Origin of the sequence: Bradyrhizobium sp. 154 (assembly GCF_023073875.1) — a bacterium.
Lineage (GTDB): Bacteria > Pseudomonadota > Alphaproteobacteria > Rhizobiales > Xanthobacteraceae > Bradyrhizobium.
In genome coordinates this window covers 108,759-124,535 of sequence record NZ_JADPKG010000117.1, presented here as the reverse complement: position 1 = coordinate 124,535, position 15,777 = coordinate 108,759, and the positions used below count along the sequence as shown (strand labels likewise).

Annotated in this window: 12 protein-coding genes and 3 pseudogenes; 4 read left to right on the top strand and 11 right to left on the bottom strand. The window is 61.4% G+C overall.

Annotated features, from left to right (window positions below; genetic code table 11):
• Positions 1–17 precede the first annotated feature (17 nt).
• From IVA92_RS31570 to IVA92_RS31555, 4 genes are read right to left on the bottom strand one after another with little or no spacing between them, the layout of a single operon-like run.
• Entirely contained in the window at positions 18–1,085 is a 1,068-nt protein-coding gene (locus IVA92_RS31570; RefSeq protein ID WP_247278797.1) for a glycosyltransferase, read from the bottom strand.
• Between the two features lie 5 nt (positions 1,086–1,090).
• Positions 1,091–1,684 (bottom strand): acyltransferase, encoded by a 594-nt coding sequence (locus tag IVA92_RS31565; RefSeq protein ID WP_247278798.1) that lies wholly within the window; start codon positions 1,682–1,684, stop codon positions 1,091–1,093.
• Between the two features lies 1 nt (position 1,685).
• Positions 1,686–3,521, bottom strand: coding sequence for an asparagine synthase (glutamine-hydrolyzing) (gene asnB / locus IVA92_RS31560; protein WP_247278799.1), 1,836 nt, complete (start codon positions 3,519–3,521; stop codon positions 1,686–1,688).
• 2 nt (positions 3,522–3,523) lie between these two features.
• Complete coding sequence (locus tag IVA92_RS31555; protein WP_247278800.1) at positions 3,524–5,077, bottom strand: oligosaccharide flippase family protein; 1,554 nt, start codon at positions 5,075–5,077, stop codon at positions 3,524–3,526.
• A gap of 769 nt (positions 5,078–5,846) precedes the next feature.
• Between IVA92_RS31555 and IVA92_RS31550 the strand changes: the two are divergent.
• Positions 5,847–6,333: pseudogene (locus tag IVA92_RS31550) on the top strand (leucine zipper domain-containing protein); the annotation flags it as partial.
• On the opposite strand, the pseudogene istB reads toward IVA92_RS31550, so the two are convergent.
• Positions 6,225–7,110 (bottom strand): annotated as a pseudogene (gene istB / locus IVA92_RS31545) (IS21-like element helper ATPase IstB). The pseudogenes IVA92_RS31550 and istB overlap by 109 nt on opposite strands.
• Positions 7,107–8,652 (bottom strand): annotated as a pseudogene (istA, locus tag IVA92_RS31540) (IS21 family transposase). Before istA ends, istB begins: the two co-directional pseudogenes overlap by 4 nt.
• 124 nt (positions 8,653–8,776) lie before the next feature.
• Between istA and IVA92_RS31535 the strand changes: the two are divergent.
• Positions 8,777–8,932: a hypothetical protein gene (locus tag IVA92_RS31535; protein ID WP_247278895.1), complete on the top strand. Its 156-nt coding sequence runs from the start codon at positions 8,777–8,779 to the stop codon at positions 8,930–8,932.
• A 92-nt stretch (positions 8,933–9,024) separates the two neighbouring features.
• Here the strand turns inward: IVA92_RS31535 and IVA92_RS31530 are convergent, their stop codons facing one another.
• Positions 9,025–9,411, bottom strand: coding sequence for a hypothetical protein (locus IVA92_RS31530; protein WP_247278801.1), 387 nt, complete (start codon positions 9,409–9,411; stop codon positions 9,025–9,027).
• A gap of 212 nt (positions 9,412–9,623) precedes the next feature.
• Between IVA92_RS31530 and IVA92_RS31525 the strand changes: the two genes are divergently transcribed.
• On the top strand, positions 9,624–11,588 hold the full coding sequence (locus IVA92_RS31525) for an acyltransferase family protein (protein WP_247278802.1): 1,965 nt from the start codon (positions 9,624–9,626) through the stop codon (positions 11,586–11,588).
• A 350-nt stretch (positions 11,589–11,938) separates the two neighbouring features.
• On the opposite strand, the gene IVA92_RS31520 is transcribed toward IVA92_RS31525, so the two are convergent.
• From IVA92_RS31520 to IVA92_RS31505, 4 genes are all read right to left on the bottom strand, one after another.
• On the bottom strand, positions 11,939–12,238 hold the full coding sequence (locus IVA92_RS31520) for a hypothetical protein (protein ID WP_247278803.1): 300 nt from the start codon (positions 12,236–12,238) through the stop codon (positions 11,939–11,941).
• An 86-nt stretch (positions 12,239–12,324) separates the two neighbouring features.
• Positions 12,325–12,753, bottom strand: a complete 429-nt coding sequence (locus tag IVA92_RS31515; protein ID WP_247278804.1) for a hypothetical protein — start codon at positions 12,751–12,753, stop codon at positions 12,325–12,327.
• 407 nt (positions 12,754–13,160) lie between these two features.
• Positions 13,161–13,847, bottom strand: coding sequence for a hypothetical protein (locus IVA92_RS31510; protein ID WP_247278805.1), 687 nt, complete (start codon positions 13,845–13,847; stop codon positions 13,161–13,163).
• Between the two features lie 226 nt (positions 13,848–14,073).
• Positions 14,074–14,256 (bottom strand): hypothetical protein, encoded by a 183-nt coding sequence (locus IVA92_RS31505; protein ID WP_247278806.1) that lies wholly within the window; start codon positions 14,254–14,256, stop codon positions 14,074–14,076.
• Positions 14,257–14,579: 323 nt separating this feature from the next.
• On the opposite strand from IVA92_RS31505, the gene IVA92_RS31500 reads away from it, so the two are divergent.
• Positions 14,580–15,638 (top strand): methyltransferase domain-containing protein, encoded by a 1,059-nt coding sequence (locus IVA92_RS31500; protein ID WP_247278807.1) that lies wholly within the window; start codon positions 14,580–14,582, stop codon positions 15,636–15,638.
• Positions 15,639–15,777 lie beyond the last annotated feature (139 nt).

Genomic DNA, 15,777 nt, shown 5'->3' with positions numbered 1-15,777 from the left:
TAACCCCCGCGGACCGGTCAAATCAGATCCTGAAACTTCGTCCACTGGAGCGCCTTGCTGTAACGCTCCTTCACCATCGTATGTCCTGCCCCGGCGATCGACGCGGCCAGCTTCTCGTTTTTCATCAGCTTTCCGATCAGCTCCGGCACTTGCGCAGGTGACGAGTATACCAGCATGGTTTCGCCATCAACGAAACCCTCAGGATAGCGCCCCGCATCCGTCAATAGAACCGCTCCACATCCAAGCGTTTCGAAGCATCTCATGTTGCCACGGTCGCCGCCGGCCATGTCGATCGCGCCATTGAACACCATTCGGCTCTTTGCCATCGCGGCATAGGCATCTCGCCCGTACACCGGACCGGCCCGGATGCTACGAATATCGTTCGGATGGCGGTACGAACGAAGCACTGGTAACGGCGCAAGGGCATTCGCAAGCCGCGTGAGGCGCGAATCCTCAAGATAAAAACGCGCGCGGACGCCGGGCGTTGAGGCTGCAGCCCTCATCGCCTGGCTGCGTTTCACGTGATGGCGCGTGTATCCACCGATGAAGATAAGATCAAATTCCTCCGCGCGAGCATTGGCGTAGGTGTCCATCACCGGATCATGGGCTGGAGAAAAATGCGCGACCTTGCACCCCTTTTGTCGCCAATTATCGAGTATCGAAGCAAAGTTGCACACGACGAGGTCGTATTTGGTCAAATCAGCGTTTCCGGAGGGAGCAGCCCGCCAGGCAATCGACTTTTTCACACATCCTGGCAACTTCGCAACGAATTTGCTGCAATAGCGGATCGGGTCGAGGTTGTAGAACACTTCGGTGCGGTGCTGCTCGATCTGAGCAAGCAGAATCTGCTCCAGATCGTCGGTGCGGAGGTTATTCTCTTTCGCCCACAGCAATTGTAGACGCTCGTCGTCCCCATTTGCATAGAAGGCGTCGGGGTCATCGGTGAGCACCGGGAGGAGAATATGCGATGCCGTGAACCGCGTGTGAAGAAACTGTGCCCGCCCGGCGACGAAGGCCTGATAGGGCGTCTCACGACGGTGAGCGCGAAAGCCGCGCGAGAGGCCATTGTTTTGAAAGAGACGCATAACGATTAAGGCTCACGAATTTCGTCTGAAGGCTTGCCGAGCACTCGAATGACCTTTGCTGGGTTACCAACGGCTAACGAATAGGGCGGAATGTCACGAGTGACAACCGAACAGGCTCCAATGACGGCGCCCGTCCCGATCGAAACCCCCTTGAGGATGCTCACATTGAACCCGATCCAGGCCCGATTAAATATCACGACTGGCGCGTGCGCAATCTTATCCCAATTCTTTCGACCCGCCGCCCACTCCCGAACGTCGTTCCGGCGATCCATCCAGTCGATGCTGTGCGAGTCGTGATCCACGATCGTGATCCCCCATGACATGATGACGTCGTCACCAATGGTGACGCTTCGGTAGCAAACGAGATGACTTCGCCCGATGAAGCTCCTGCTACCGATCTGAATCCTGCCTCCGGTATCCTCGAAGTTGATGTCGGCGTGAACGATCGAACCTTCTCCCACCGACAGTTCGTTACCCGCCGCTCGCCTGATGCGGCGCCAAGCGACCGTCGATCCGCGTCCGACGCGCACCGCCCCGGAGAATCGGCTGCGCCAGCCGAGGACACCGTCAATTGCATCTGTCACGGCACGCCTGAACATCCTACAACCTCGCCAACATCCATTTCATGTTGAGGTATGGCCAGATCCGGCCGACGGATTCCCAATCCCAGCTTTGCCGCGCCGTCAAGCGTCCGACCACCTTTCGAAGGGGCTCTTCGTCGACGAACTCGGCAAATGCCGGAACTTTCCGATCGAGCAACTCCGCGGTCCAGCCCGCCAGCGGTCCATTCAGCCATTCCGGCATCGGCGAGTTGAAGCCGACCTTGCGGCGCGCGATGCGGATGCTTTCGGGCATCAGGTTCGCCATCGCCTGCCGCGCCACCACCTTGGTCATACCATCGGCCGATTTGCTGGCTTCCGGCAGCGCCATCGTGTAGGTCACCAGCCGCCAGTCCATGAACGGCATGCGGACCTCGATGCCGTGCGCCATCGACAGCCGGTCGAAATTGCGCAGAATGGTCGGCAGCGTGGTCGAGTGGAACATCCGGTAAAGACGCCGGTTCAGCGCGCCCCACGCCTTCGGCAGTTCGTCATCCTCGGCGACCAGCGAAAGCGGCGCAGGCACGGCTGCCAGGCCTCCGCGCAGGAAATAATGACCCTGGCGTTTGATCATCTGCGCCCGCAGGAGGTCGATGGCGCGCTGCGCCAGCCGCGATCGCGACGTGAGCGCGGCTGCGGCGTTCCGGATTCGGAATGCGGCCGACTGCCCCTCCTGCAAATAAGCGCCCATCAATTCGTCCGCCCCGTGGCCGTCAAGCGACACGGTGACCTTCTGGCGCCGGACTTCGCGATAGATCAGCCACGGCGCGCTCGGCAGGCTGATATAGACGTCGTCGTTGTCGTCGAGGATCCGGTCCAGGTCGGTGAGCGCATCGGAGCGCCCGATCTCGAGAAAACTCGGCGCCACATCGGCCCACGCGGCCGCCTGCTCTGCCATCGGCCGCTCGTCATTGCTCGCGCCCGGAAAGGTCGCGACAAAGGCGTGCCGCCAGGCCGTAGAGTCACGAGGTCCCATGCCGGCCTTCTCATGGGACGCCATGGCGCAGATCACCGCGGACGAGTCGAAGCCGCCGGACAGGCAGGTCCCGATCGGAACGTCGCTGCGCATGCGCAGGGCGACGGAATCCTGAAACAGGTCGCGAAAGCGCTCGGCGCGTTCGGCCTCGCTGTCCGGGATCGCGGGCAGGTGATCCACGGTCCGCCACCAGCGCCGCACCTCGATGCGCCCCTGGCGCAACCACATGCAATGGCCGCCCTGCAGGCGGCGCAGTTGCGAGAACAGGGTCCGCTCGCTGCCTTCGATTCCGAACGGGTCAAGCAACAGCCGCCGCGCCACGTCCACGTCGAGCGACGTCTCCACCAGCTCGCTCCGCGCCAGCGCCCGCTGTTCGGACGCGAATACGAACCGCTCGGGCGACAGCGCATACAGCATCGGCTTGATGCCGAAGCGATCGCGCGCAAGGAACAAGTCATCCGTGGCCGTGTCGTAAATCGCCAGCGCCCACATGCCGTTGAAGCGCAGCAGCATGCCCTCGCCCCACGCCTTCCAGGCGGCAAGGATCACTTCGGTATCGGATTGGCTGCGGAAGACCGCACCCTTCGCCTTGAGCTCGCGGCGCAATTCGAGGAAGTTATAGATCTCGCCATTGTAGACGATCACGTGGCGTCCATCGCCAGACACCATCGGCTGATGGCCGCCCTCGCCGGGATCGATGATGGCGAGCCGGCGGTGACCGAGCGCGACGTTTCGCTTCGCGTTGAACCAGGTGCCCTCGCCGAACGGACCGCGATGCGCGATCAGGCTGGTGAGCCGTGAGATGTCGGCCGGCGCCACGGGGACCCCGCGCAGATTGACGATGCCTGCGATACCACACATGTCTAGGCGACCTTGAAGGGCAAGAAGCGAGTGACGATGACGCGAAGGTCCCGCCAGCAGACGGTGCGATAGGGACCCAGCTGCGAGACGGCAACGGCGGCGACAAAGATCACCGCCGCCGACACGCCGTAGAGCGACACCACATACCACCATGACGGAACGTGGTCGAATGACACATAGCCAAGCTGAGAGCGCAGCACCAACGCAATGGCGATGCCCGTGCCGAGCGGGATCAGGACGAAGTGCACCATCCGTGACCACATCGCTGAGAGCCTGAAGGTCCGCCGCAACAGCAGCACTGTGAGCACCATCTGGGCGACCATCCCGACACAGGAGCTCCACCCGGCGGCCTGCCAGCCGAAATGCGGCAACGCGATGGCGCTGGTCGCCAACGTGAAGATGCCCGTGACAAGCGAGATCAGCGCGCTGGAACTGGAGCGTCCCTGCGACAGCAGATAAAAAGCAAACACGTTGGCGCTCGAGCCCAATATCCCGCTGATCGCGAGCACCACCAGCACCAGCTGGGCCTCGGCGGCCACCTCGGCGCCGGTCCATCGATGCAGCAAAGCGCCCGCGACCGGGATCAGGCCGCCGAGCGCGCCCGCGGCAAGCACATTAAGAATCCAGGACGCGCGCAGCAGGAGGTCGACCTTGCGATCGTCATCTTCCTTCTGCAACGTGCTGAAGAACGGGAACAAGATCTCGCCGATCTTCAACACACCGATATAGATCGCCTCCTCCAGCCGCTGCGCGACGCTGTAGAAGCCGACGAATTGCGGCTGCAGCAGCGCTCCGAGCAGATAGCGGTCCGCCTGCCCGGCGAACAGCGCGCCGCTCTGTGCCGCGACCTGCCAGCCGCCAAACTTGACCAGGGCACGCAGCGCGCTGCGATCAAGCGCCGGCCGCGCCAGCCAGCCACTGATTGCGTGTCGCGACCAAGCGAAAGCCATCACAAGGTTTGTCCCGAAGCCCAATGCCTGACAGCCGAGGAAGGTCGAGGCGCGCGGCGCATACGGGATGAGCAGCAGCATCGACGTCGTCGTCACCACCGTGCCCGTGACGCTGATCGCCGCGATCCGGCGATAATCCTGACGCGCCGTGAACAGCGAGAGGAAGACCGCGAACAGGCATTGGCATAGCCAGCCGGCGCCGGCCAATGCGAAGGCGAGCCCGAGGTCATCGGCGGCCGGGCCGCTAAGGTGAAATCCCAATCGTGCGAGCGGCGCGCCTGCAAGGCCGAGCACGGCCGAGATCAGACAGCCCACGACGATGGCGAGGGCCAAGGCGGTCGCGAAAAACCGCCGCGCCTCGACGCGATCGGACGGTTCCAACCTTTGTGCGAGCTCGCGCGCCGTCGAGAGACCAAGCGCGTTGCTGAACATCAACGCCGGCGCGACGCAAGCCGTCACGAGACCCGCAACACCGAACGCGGTGAGGCCGAGACGGACGATCACGAACGGAAGAACTGCAAGGTTGAGCAGCACCGCGACCGCAAACGCCGTCGCATTCCATGCCGAGTTACCGAGCAGATGGGATGGACCTTTTTTCACCGCCATTCCCGCTTTCGGTCCATCGCTTCGATACGCCCTCAAGTGCCTCTTCCATAAGGGCAAAACCCATTCGGAATGGCGAGGGGCTAGCAGCCGGCGAACTGATTGTCGAGACTTGGCGATCGTGCACCCGACTGCTTAGCCGGGCCTGAACGGCAGCCAAGGGTTGGCCGATCCTTACAGAACCAGGGCTGGTTGTTGCGGCTCGGTTGTCCTCCGAGGGACAGTTGGAAAGTGCTAAATTAGATGAAGGAGATAAGCAGAGCACCGAAGCCGGCCGCCAAACGATGGAATTATGCCTTGCATGCCAGTCTTTAGCTTCCGCGGCTTCCAGGTCGGCGGGTTCTTCTTTGGTGGCCCTAATGCCTCAAACCGTCCCAATGGCGAGTGCACGTTCTTAGGCGTACGGTTCCCCTCAAACTCTTTGTTAAGTATCGGGAATTCCCGCTGCCTTTTGCCGATCAATTGTTGCAAGCGAGCAAGAGCAACGTGTGGGTGAGCGAAGTACGATAGGTTTGGAGGTAGCGAACGTCCCGATTCAGCAGTTTTTCTAGGAAGAGGCCGACATGAAAAAACTCATAGTTGCCGCACCGGAACCTTGCTTTTGGGATGAGGCCCCGGCCCGCGCAGCGGATCTGGCCGCACCTCCTATACCAAGGCTCCGCCGGTCGTCGCGGCGGCCTATGACTAGCTGTGAGCTTTCAGGAGGTTGTCTATTCGCCCAGACCGAGGAAGCTGAGGTAGCTGAAGCTTCAGATTCCGAGGGGAGAACCGAATGGACACCCATAAGAATGCGCCTCTGACGCCGAAAGGTCGAAAGGCCATGGTGCGGAGTGTGGTCGAAGGGGGCCTGCCGAAGGTCGCAGCCGCGCTCCAGTTCAACGTTTCGGCGAAAACGGTTGCCAAATGGTCAAGCGCTTCCGCGCGGAAGGTGTCGACGGATTGCGTGATCGCTCCTCACGGCCCCTTTCATCGCCGAGCCAAACCCTGCGCCTGCCACATGCGCTGCGGTCGAGATGTTGCGCCGGCAGCGCCACACCGGCCAGCAGATTGCGGCCGAGGTCGGGATCTCTCCGGCGACCGTCAGCCGCATCCTGCAACGGTTGGGATTGAACCGGTTGCGCGACCTGGAGCCGGCCGAGCCGGTGCGGCGCTATGAGCGCGAACATCCCGGGGAATTGATCCACATCGACATCAAAAAGCTCGGCAAGTTCAACCGTGTAGGCCATCGCATCACCGGTGATCGAACTGGCCAAAGCAGCCTGCGTGCCCGCGAGGGCGGCCGTCCCGGACCGCGTTTTCGTTCGAGCGCGGTGCGCCTGCGATAGCTCTCGACGTTCATTTCAACGATGGTGGCGTGGTGAACGAGACGATCGATGGCGGCGAGCGTCATGGCGGGGTCCGGGAAGACCTTGTTCCGTTCGCCGAAGGGCTGATTGGCGGTGATCAGCATCGAGCGGAACTCGTAGCGTGCGCTACGCTGGTCTCGGCCTGATCCTTGGAGACATAGCAAGATCATCGAGGATCAGGAGATCGAAGCGATCAAGGCGGTTGATGGCGGCCTCGAGGTTGAGCTCGCGGCGAGCCAGCTGGAGCTTCTGGACGAGATCGGTGGTGCGGGTGAAGAGGACGCGCCATCCGCTCTCGATGAGGGCCAGGCCGATCGCGGCCGCCAAGTGGCTCTTGCCGCCGCTGGGCGGCCCGAACAGGAGCAAATTGGCGCCCTTGCCCAGCCAGCTGTCGCCGGCGGGGAGCGCCATCAACTGCGCCTTGGAGATCATCGGCACGGCCTCGAAGTCGAAGCTGTCGAAGGTCTTCCCGGTTGGCAGCCGCGCCTCGACGAGATGGCGCTCGATGCGCCGGCGACCGCGTTCGGCGATCTCGTGCTCGGCGATGGTGGCGAGGAAGCGGGCCGCCGGCCAACCTTCCTTGTCGGACTGCTCGGCAAATTGCGGCCACAGCACCTTGATGGCGGGCAGCCGCAGCTCGTTGAGCAACAGATTGAGGCGCGCGGTGTCGACGGTGTTGGCCACGCTCATGCGCCACCTCCGACCTCGGCGGTACCGATGAGGCATTCGTAGGTGGCAAGCGGCGCGAGCTGCACCACGACGTCCGGAAGGTGGGCGGGATCAGGAGCGAAGTGAGCGCGCAGCCGGTTGAGGTCGGGCAGTCGGCCAGCGTCAAGGTCGGCCGTGAGCTGATCGGCGAGTTCGGCCTCGCAGCGGCGCTCGTGAGCGAGCGCGAGGAGATCGACCATGATTTGGCAGGCCTTCTTGTCCGGCAAGCGCTCGCGCAATCGCTCGAAGGTTCTCCGATAGCCCTCGCGCGGGAACAGCCTGTCCCGATAGACCAGATTGAGAAGCGCCATTGGCTTGCGCCTCAGGGAATGAATCACGTGCCGATAATCGACGACCTGATCGTACTTGCCATTGGGATGCGGTGGTCCGCGCGGCAAGGTAAGGAGGTGTGCCGCCGACAAACACGTCGAGGTGATCGTCGTAGAGCCGCGCCCGCAGCCGGTGACCGATCAGGCGTGATGGCACCGTGTAGAACACCTTGCGCAGGGTGAAGCCGCCGGACGATGTCACGCGGACGATCACCTCTTCGTAGTCGGAGGTGCGGCGATCGGGCAGCTCCTGCAACACCACGCGCTCGCTATCGATCCGCTTGGCGTTGCGGGCAGTGCGGCGGCTGACGATCTCGTCGATGAAGCCGCGATAGGTGGCAAGATCGTCGAAGTCGACAGTTCCGCGCAGCAGCAAGGCGTCCGCGATTGCTCGCTTGAGATGACCGTGAGGCCCTTCGATCGAACCATTCTCGTGAGCAACGCCTCGATTGTTGCGGGAAGGCCGCATGCCGTAGTGAGTACAAAGGGCCTCGTATCGCTGCGTGAGATCGTCCCGTGCATCGTGATCGAGATTGCAGAATGCGGCCGACAGGCTGTCGGTCCGATGCTCCCGCGGCGCCCCACCGAGCGACCAGAGGCCATTCTGCAGGCCTTCGGCCAGGGCAACGAAGCTCTCGCCGCCAAGCACGACGTGGACGTGCTCGAACCCGCAATAGGCCAAACGGAAGTGATAGAGACGATGATCCAACGGTGCACCCGCGATCGTAACACCCAGTTCGCCCATGTCTGTGAAGTCGGAGAGGCCGAGCTGGCCAGGCTCGTGGGTTTGGCGGAAGATCACCTCCTGCTCCTCGCCGTGGATCGCCCGCGATGCTCGGATACGACGTTCCAGGGTACGACGGATACCGGTGCCGAGATCCGGATGACGTCGTAGCATCTCCTCGAAGACCGCCAGCGGGCGTAAGTCAGGTGCCGCCTTCAGGATTGGGACGATCTCGGTCTCGAACACGTCGGTCAACGGGTCCGGTCGTCGCCGGCCGCGGGGTGCCTTCTTTTGCGATGGAAGTCGGGGGTCTCTCTCGACCCGATAAGCGGTCGACGCACTGAATGACGCCTTGGCCGCCACTGGCGGGCTATCGGTCTGACGGTACTTCATGTAGAGCCTCATCTGGTGATCTGTGATGTGTCGGCCGGGCAAGCGAGTGATTCCTCTTGGCGGAAGAACCACTTGCATAACCTGCCGGCCGCGATCACCAGTCGGCGCGGTCCCTCGCGGATCGCGCCGACGCCGGGCTCGTAACTCCGGTCGGGCTACGCCCTCCCCACGTCACGAGCCCGACGAAACTCTCTCACCTTGATTGACGCGCTCTTCCATCCTGATCGCCGCGCGACACCTGTTCACGGTCGGCGGCAGCGGCAGCGAGTTTGGCCCCGGCATCGACTACGCCGTCGAGAAGGGCTGGCTCGAGCTGCACGAGAGCGGCACCTACGTGCGGCTGCTGACATGCTGCTGACATTAGGGCAGGATCTGTTCGGCCCATAGATCAGCATAATTGAGCCGTGTCGGCCAGCATCCCCTCAAATGCGCCGGGCCGCCGCCTTGTCCCTATCCAAATTGAGAAACAAGCCAGATCAGGTAGGCCGCTCCAAATGGTGGGCACATCATAGCGGAGCTCTTCAACACAACACCGGTGCAGCGTGCCACTCCACTGCACGTCTCCCAATGGGTGAATAGAAATTGTCCTGCAGAGAAAAGTCCTATTCCCAGCGAAATAGCTGCACGACCCTCCGTCCCCATAGTGGCATAGGAAATAGCGTCTATGGTTTTCCCGATGCCGTTCTCCAGCAACCACCAAAGCGGCCAGACGAAGACGCAGGCGATCTGCCGCGCACCTAACCGCCCCTCGTGCGTGCGGTAGAAGTGCCCGATCGTGATCAAAGTACCGAACCCATAAACTAATAAAACTGGCATTAGCGGCTTAAATGAAGCCATCGTCCCCCCCGATTCCCCAATTGCAATTATGATAAAACGCAACTTTTTGATACAGAAAGGCCATTGCCTGCAATTTACACCCCTAGAAAGCTCTAAATTGATGCCGGGGGAAATTACTCGGCTGGGTGTGTCTTGTTGGTCACGCTCGACGCTTGCTCGGGCGAGTTATGGTGAGTAGTTTGCAGCCCCGGTTGAGAACGGGCGGGCACATCTTGAAATATCGCGCTGACATCGATGGCTTGCGAGCCATCGCCGTGCTGTCTGTCTTGGCCTTCCATTACAATGCAGCTTTGCCGGGTGGTTTTACCGGCGTTGACGTGTTTTTCGTGATCAGCGGCTTCCTGATCACGCAGCAGCTGTCCGCTGAAATTTCCAACGGAACATTCTCCATCCTCAATTTCTACGACCGCAGAATTCGGCGCATTGTCCCGGCGCTGGCTGTGGTGCTTGCCCTCTCTTTGTGGATCGGCAAGTTCCTACTGTTGCCTGGCGACTACAAATCGATGGCCGCAAGTGCAGCCTACGCGGCATTTGGCGCCTCAAACTTCTTCTTCCTGTCCAACACTGGTTATTTCGACCAGACTTCCGACTTGATGCCGCTCCTTCACACCTGGTCGCTCGGTGTCGAGGAGCAATTCTATCTGGCGTGGCCACTGCTTTTGGCTCTCATCGCAACTGGCCGAAAGAGGATCGACCTAGCCGCCGCTATGGGTGCTGCTGTCGTCATCGGCTTCGGCGCGAGCCTGTTCTGGCTCGACACCGATCCAAAGGGCGCATTCTATCTAGTGCTACCTCGCGCCTGGGAGCTGGCGCTCGGCGCGCTGCTAGTTTTCCTGCGGCCTCTACCGCAGCGCCTTGGCGCTGCTGCCATCGCATCCGGCCTTGCTTTGATCGCCGCAGGATTCGTTCTGGTCCATGCCAGCGCGTTCCCTGGCGCAGCAGCCCTTTATCCGTGCGTCGGCGCAGCGCTCGTGATCTGGCCGCGTGTAGCGGAATCGAACCTTGGCTACTGGCTCGGTAAACTGCGACCGATCGGGCTGATCTCCTATAGCCTGTATCTCTGGCATTGGCCTGTGTGGGTTTTGTTCCGCCACTACATCAACAACGCCGAGCCAAGCCCGTTAGAGACGATTGCGCTCGCCGCCACCTCGATCGTTCTTGCGTTCCTGTCTTTCCGCTTCGTCGAAAAGCCTTTCCGCAAGCCAACGTGGGAGCCTGCGCGCACCGTTCGTGTCGGAAGCTTCGCAGCTATCCTGCTCTTTTGCTCTGGCATGTACGTTCATAGCTCGGAGGGGCTCCCGGAACGCATGTCGCCTGCCATCTACCCCATGCGCAGCCTCGATGCGATGTGGGGATGGGACTGCCCCAAGTACGAACAACTCCCGCAACTAAAGGGCCAATACTGCTCGTTCGGCCACGACTGGGCGACTGCAAAGACGAAAGCCCTGCTGTGGGGCGATAGTCACGCCGGGCATCTTGCGCCGGTAGTGCAGGTCGCGGCTCGACCCAACGAAGGACTTTTGCTCTACACGAACTGCCCCGCCTCCTTTGGCGGCCGTACTCAGCGCCTAGACTTAGAAGGATTCCCGAATTTTGCAGAATATTGTACCGACCAGCGCAAGCGAGCCATTCAACTGTTGCGAGATGATCCATCTATCAACCTTGTGATCCTGGCTTCTTCGTGGAGTCGAATGCCACACCAGATCATTGGAAACGCTAACCTAAGCCGAGAAAACAGGGTCTCCCTGATTGCATCCGGAATAGATGACCTGATACAAGAGACATCAATTCCAGGCCGCCGCTTTCTCCTTGTCGGCAGTATTCCGCAACTCAACAAGGACCCCCTGCCATGTGCCGTGAACTCGTTGTCCGGTCTCTTGCGCCGACCGTGCAAACTTGACGCAAATACTGTCGCCTTTATGAAAACGTACACGGTTCAAACAGACAGGATGCTTGAAGGCATCGCAAAACAGCATGCGAATGTGACTGCTCTTATCCCAAGAGAAACGATGTGCGACTCCGTCAGTTGCAAAACCTACATCAAAGATGAATTTATCTACCGCGACGCAAGTCATATCAGGCGCAATCTGGCGCCGGAGACCCTGCATGAACTCGCAGGGCTAATCGGCCTTCCTGCCGCTCTCAACAACCAGATTAGCTCCGCATCTCCAGATTAGATATATCACTACGCATGCTAAAAGGTTTGGAGTTAGAAATGGAAAATCGTGAGCACATGCGCGGGATGTCCCCTAGCGCACATACATACGCATTCCTCATTTTGATAGACGGCGCAGTCGCGATAGCGGCAGTCGTCATTGCTATCATCAAATTGGTCTAGCGGCCTCTCAGTACGATTGGACAGTTTCAAAAGGACGGCACAGACAGGCGAGCGCGATCGCCGCGAAAATTGCGTTTTCATTCTGTGATGCTTCCGGTTTGACGGGCGGGAAAACTCAGTGAGCCGAACCGCCGCCCTTGTCGGCTCGCTCCGTGCGCTCGATCCGCTCGAGGCACTGCTCGAGGTCGGCTAACCCCCCGCGCATGTCGTTTTTTTGATTTCGCGCACGCCCTCGCCGTGATCCCCTTTCGGCAGGTACTCCTCGGCCACCTTGGCGCGGAAATTCAAGAGGCCGATCTGCATCGCGTGAATGTTGGCGCGGATCGCGTCTAAGCCGACGCGGTAATTGTCCTCGTATTCGTCGATGCGCCCCGTCAGCTCGGTTTTGATCTTGTCGATCGCTGCCGTCGTATCCTTGTCAAGTTTTGCGAACATAGCCGGCAGCCTCTTTCCGCCGCCGAACAGTTTCTCGCCGATCAGGATCAACATGGTCACAGCCGAAATGATCACGGCAACGTTGTTGCTGCTTTCTCAGTCAGAATCATTCCCACCCTGCGTTGAAGTTGACGCTTCACTCAGGTCGGGATCGGCCGGCCGTTCGCGGCGGGCGGCGGATCCGCTAATCGTCGTCGCGCGGCTCGAGCAGGCGCTCGATCGCGCTGCGCGGCGGCCGCGACGCCGGCGGCACGGCGATCGCCAGCGGCGCAACTCTTCCATCTTTGCAGGCTGCACGTGGATCCGCGCGATGATGCCGGGGCGCCTGGCCGGCTTGGCTGCGGAGATCTTGCCGCCTGGTGCCGCGTCGATGGAGGCCGGCCGCTTCCAATGAGAGCCGCCGACGCCGCCTCGACCTGGCTGTCGATCCAGTCCAGGTCATAGGGGCGCTTGCCGCGCACCTCGTATTGCGGCGGCTCGAAAATCCTGCACTCGCCGCTGGCGATCGAGGCCGGCCCGCGCGAGGCGCAGCCGGCAAGCAGCAGCGCGATCGATGCGAGCCTGATCATGAGCACCTCCTCTCGCTTTGGATCCAGCGGCCGCCGCGGTCGCGGCAGCCGCGCCAGGTCTTGCGCAGCTCGGTCGCCTGCCCGATCGCGCGGCGATCCTCGGCCGCGATATCGGCGAGCGCGCGGTCATAGCCGGCGCGATAACCTTGTGATGCCAGACGCCATAGGCGAGCAGCGTGGCCGCCGCGATCGACGCGGCCACGACCAGCCTCGTCACCAGGCCGGAGGCCTGCAGCAGCGCCAGCGCGCTCTTGAGATAGATCATTGCCGTTCCCTGTTTGCGCAACGAGCGTCGACGTCTTGATCGCGCGCCAGGAATTGTATGCGATGAAGGCACGCCCGCCGGCGCCGAGCAGCAGCCAGACGCTCGACGGCCAGGCCGTGACGTGATCCCCATACGCTCGAAATCAGGCCAGGATGGTCATCGACGACGTCGCGATGCCCTGAGAAGAAATCCCAGGCCTCGGAGACGTAGCCGCTGACGGCTTCCCAGACCGCGCTAACCGCGGCGACGATCGAGCCCCACAGCGCGGCGAGGAAATGCGCCTGGCCGGCGTGATCTCCGGCGCCAGCTGCGCCAGGATATGCGGATCTGCGTTCGCCCGCGCCGTGCTGACCGGGCGAAACCAACCGACTGCCATCGCGCTGGATCTCGACCTCGGCCTGGCGAGCTCGGCGCGCACCTGGCCGAGGATGCCGTGAAATTCCTCGATCGAGGAGGGCAGCGGCACCGCCAGGCCGCGGTCATTCATGAGGCCCGACAGCGGGCCGCTGGTGCCGCTGCCCCACCGGCCGTCAAGCCCGCCAGGCGAATAGCGCCGCGCCTTGAGCCCGCGCCGCACGTAATAGAGCACCGGATCGCCGGCGGCGGCTGGATCGAGCGGCTGCACGTTCGGCGGCGAAGCGTGCGGCGCGCTCGCCGGCCCCTGCGGCAACGCCACGGCAGGCGGCGCATGGTCCTCGAGCTCGTCGGCCGGCGCCGCCATGACGGCAGGCTGGCCAAAGATCGGCGGAGGCCATTTCGGCTTACGGCCGCCGTTGTCGACCGCCTCGAAATACATCGGATCCTGCGGCCCGAATACCAGCCGCCGCACATCCAACCTTGCCGGCAGAATGCATCAATGACGAATTGCGGCATGTTGCCTTTGGCATAAAGGCCGTTCTCCTCGGCGTTGAAATGGATCGCAGCGGCATCGGCGTGATTTGACCATTTGGTCTTGCATCCGCGCACCAGGCGATGATTGTAAGCGCCGGCATATTTGGAGACGCCGGCAGCGTAGATACGCTTCTGATCATGCTGGCAATAGTCCCGGATCTCGTTCAGCGCAGCGCGCAGCGGCGGCGCCGCCTTGCGATGGAACATATCGATTTGACGCGCCGGCCCTTGTAATACATCGCGAACGCCGGCACGACCGGAACCATCTGCGCCGCGATCTCGCCTTTGCCGGGATCGCCGTAAAAGGTATTGCGAGCGGCTTGCGTGTCTTTGGGCCAAGTTGCCATAGGTTCTCCTCGATAGAGGCGATTACTCGCTTAGGGTTGCGGTAGTTGATGGCTTGCGAAAACGTCGAGCGCGACGCCCCAGGGAATGTCGACCCGGCCGCGCGGTTCGCGCGCGAATAGGCACCCGCGGCCTTGACGCGCTTGCCGGAGGCGCTGAGGAGGATCCCGCAGGCTGGTCACCTACTCGATGACGACCAGGTCGAAGGCGGCACCCGAAATGCCGTCCGGGTCGAGCATGTGATCAAGTCCCGGTTGATGTCGGAAAACTGGGGAGATATTGCTAACAGGTGGCCCGGCATAGTGCGGGCGAAAGAGGGGAAGAGATGGGTTTAGCGTTGAACGTCGCTGTGCTGTTGCGTGAGTGGTTCCTGGCTCATAACATCAAAGGTCCTGTTGTTACGCTTGGCGTTATGGACTGCGGCTTCACCGAGAAGATGTTCCGCGGCGCTCTCGGCAAACTCTCGCTTTGGCCGAGGGCCGATCAGCCGATGGACGCTCGCGGCTATTTCGAGGCGTGCGGCCTAGCCGAGCTTTCGAGCGTGGACGTCAGCAAGTACGAGGGCGCCGATTTCGAGTTCGACTTGAACAACGAAAATCTGCCCCCCGAGTTATCCGGAAAGTTCGGCGTGGCATTGAACGGCGGAACGCTCGAGCACGTCTTCCACGTCCCGAATGCTCTAACAAACATCACCCGCATGCTCCGGCCCGGAGGACTCGCAGTCCACATCCTGCCGATGAACAATTGCGTGGATCACGGGTTCTATCAGTTCAGCCCAACCCTGATGCTCGACTATTACGCAGCCGCGAAGTTTGATGTTCTGCACTCCGCATCCCTTCTCTTCGGCGCGCAGGCGCCCGGCACATGGCAAATTAGACCTGCTCTGGCTGGATCGTTCGGTGAAGGCATCCTCGGAACGCTTGATAGCAGGATTGCCTTCCATATGTTCGCGGCGCGCAAGAGGCCAGACTCTCTTGAGAAAGCCGTACCAATGCAAAGCCTGTACGGTCGAAAGTTCACCGGGTCTTCCCCGTCCAATTCCATCGAATGGTTTCCGCCGTTCGAAATGAAGGACGGTCATCGAACGGCGACTGGCAAGCCGAGAGAGATTCAGATTTTGTCTCCGGCAGCAAGCGCAGGACTGATGTGGGCGTTCGTGCTGCCAGATCACGTCCCCCTTGGAGATAGTTCGTCAAACCCGATAGCGTCGAGTCTCGCTCTATTCGAGGACGGCAAATTGATCGGGCCGCCTCATTCGTCACACGATACGATTCAGAAGATCGGCCGCGGCGCCTATTCGCACTGGAACAACGCACTCTATTTTTCGTCGTGCGACGGGACTGACCCCACCACGAACGGACGCACCTACGTTTGTAAATTTTGATGATCATCGTCCATCAGAGTTCGCGCTTCTAGCAGACGGACGGCATTTTCATTCTCGCCTCCGAAGCATTATATAGGTGTTCTTTGCGCGACACGTTCCGACATCGTCAGACCCATTCGGGCGTCGTGGCGTGGTGTGC

Bases quoted from the DNA above. Each gene is read 5' to 3' on its own strand.
- IVA92_RS31500 (WP_247278807.1), top strand. From the start codon at position 14,580: ATGGGTTTAGCGTTGAACGTCGCTGTGCTGTTGCGTGAGTGGTTCCTG.
- IVA92_RS31570 (WP_247278797.1), bottom strand. From the start codon at position 1,085: ATGCGTCTCTTTCAAAACAATGGCCTCTCGCGCGGCTTTCGCGCTCAC.
- IVA92_RS31515 (WP_247278804.1), bottom strand. From the start codon at position 12,753: ATGATCAGGCTCGCATCGATCGCGCTGCTGCTTGCCGGCTGCGCCTCG.
- IVA92_RS31555 (WP_247278800.1), bottom strand. From the start codon at position 5,077: ATGGCGGTGAAAAAAGGTCCATCCCATCTGCTCGGTAACTCGGCATGG.
- IVA92_RS31565 (WP_247278798.1), bottom strand. From the start codon at position 1,684: ATGTTCAGGCGTGCCGTGACAGATGCAATTGACGGTGTCCTCGGCTGG.
- IVA92_RS31505 (WP_247278806.1), bottom strand. From the start codon at position 14,256: ATGGCAACTTGGCCCAAAGACACGCAAGCCGCTCGCAATACCTTTTAC.
- asnB (WP_247278799.1), bottom strand. From the start codon at position 3,521: ATGTGTGGTATCGCAGGCATCGTCAATCTGCGCGGGGTCCCCGTGGCG.
- IVA92_RS31520 (WP_247278803.1), bottom strand. From the start codon at position 12,238: ATGTTGATCCTGATCGGCGAGAAACTGTTCGGCGGCGGAAAGAGGCTG.
- IVA92_RS31530 (WP_247278801.1), bottom strand. From the start codon at position 9,411: ATGGCTTCATTTAAGCCGCTAATGCCAGTTTTATTAGTTTATGGGTTC.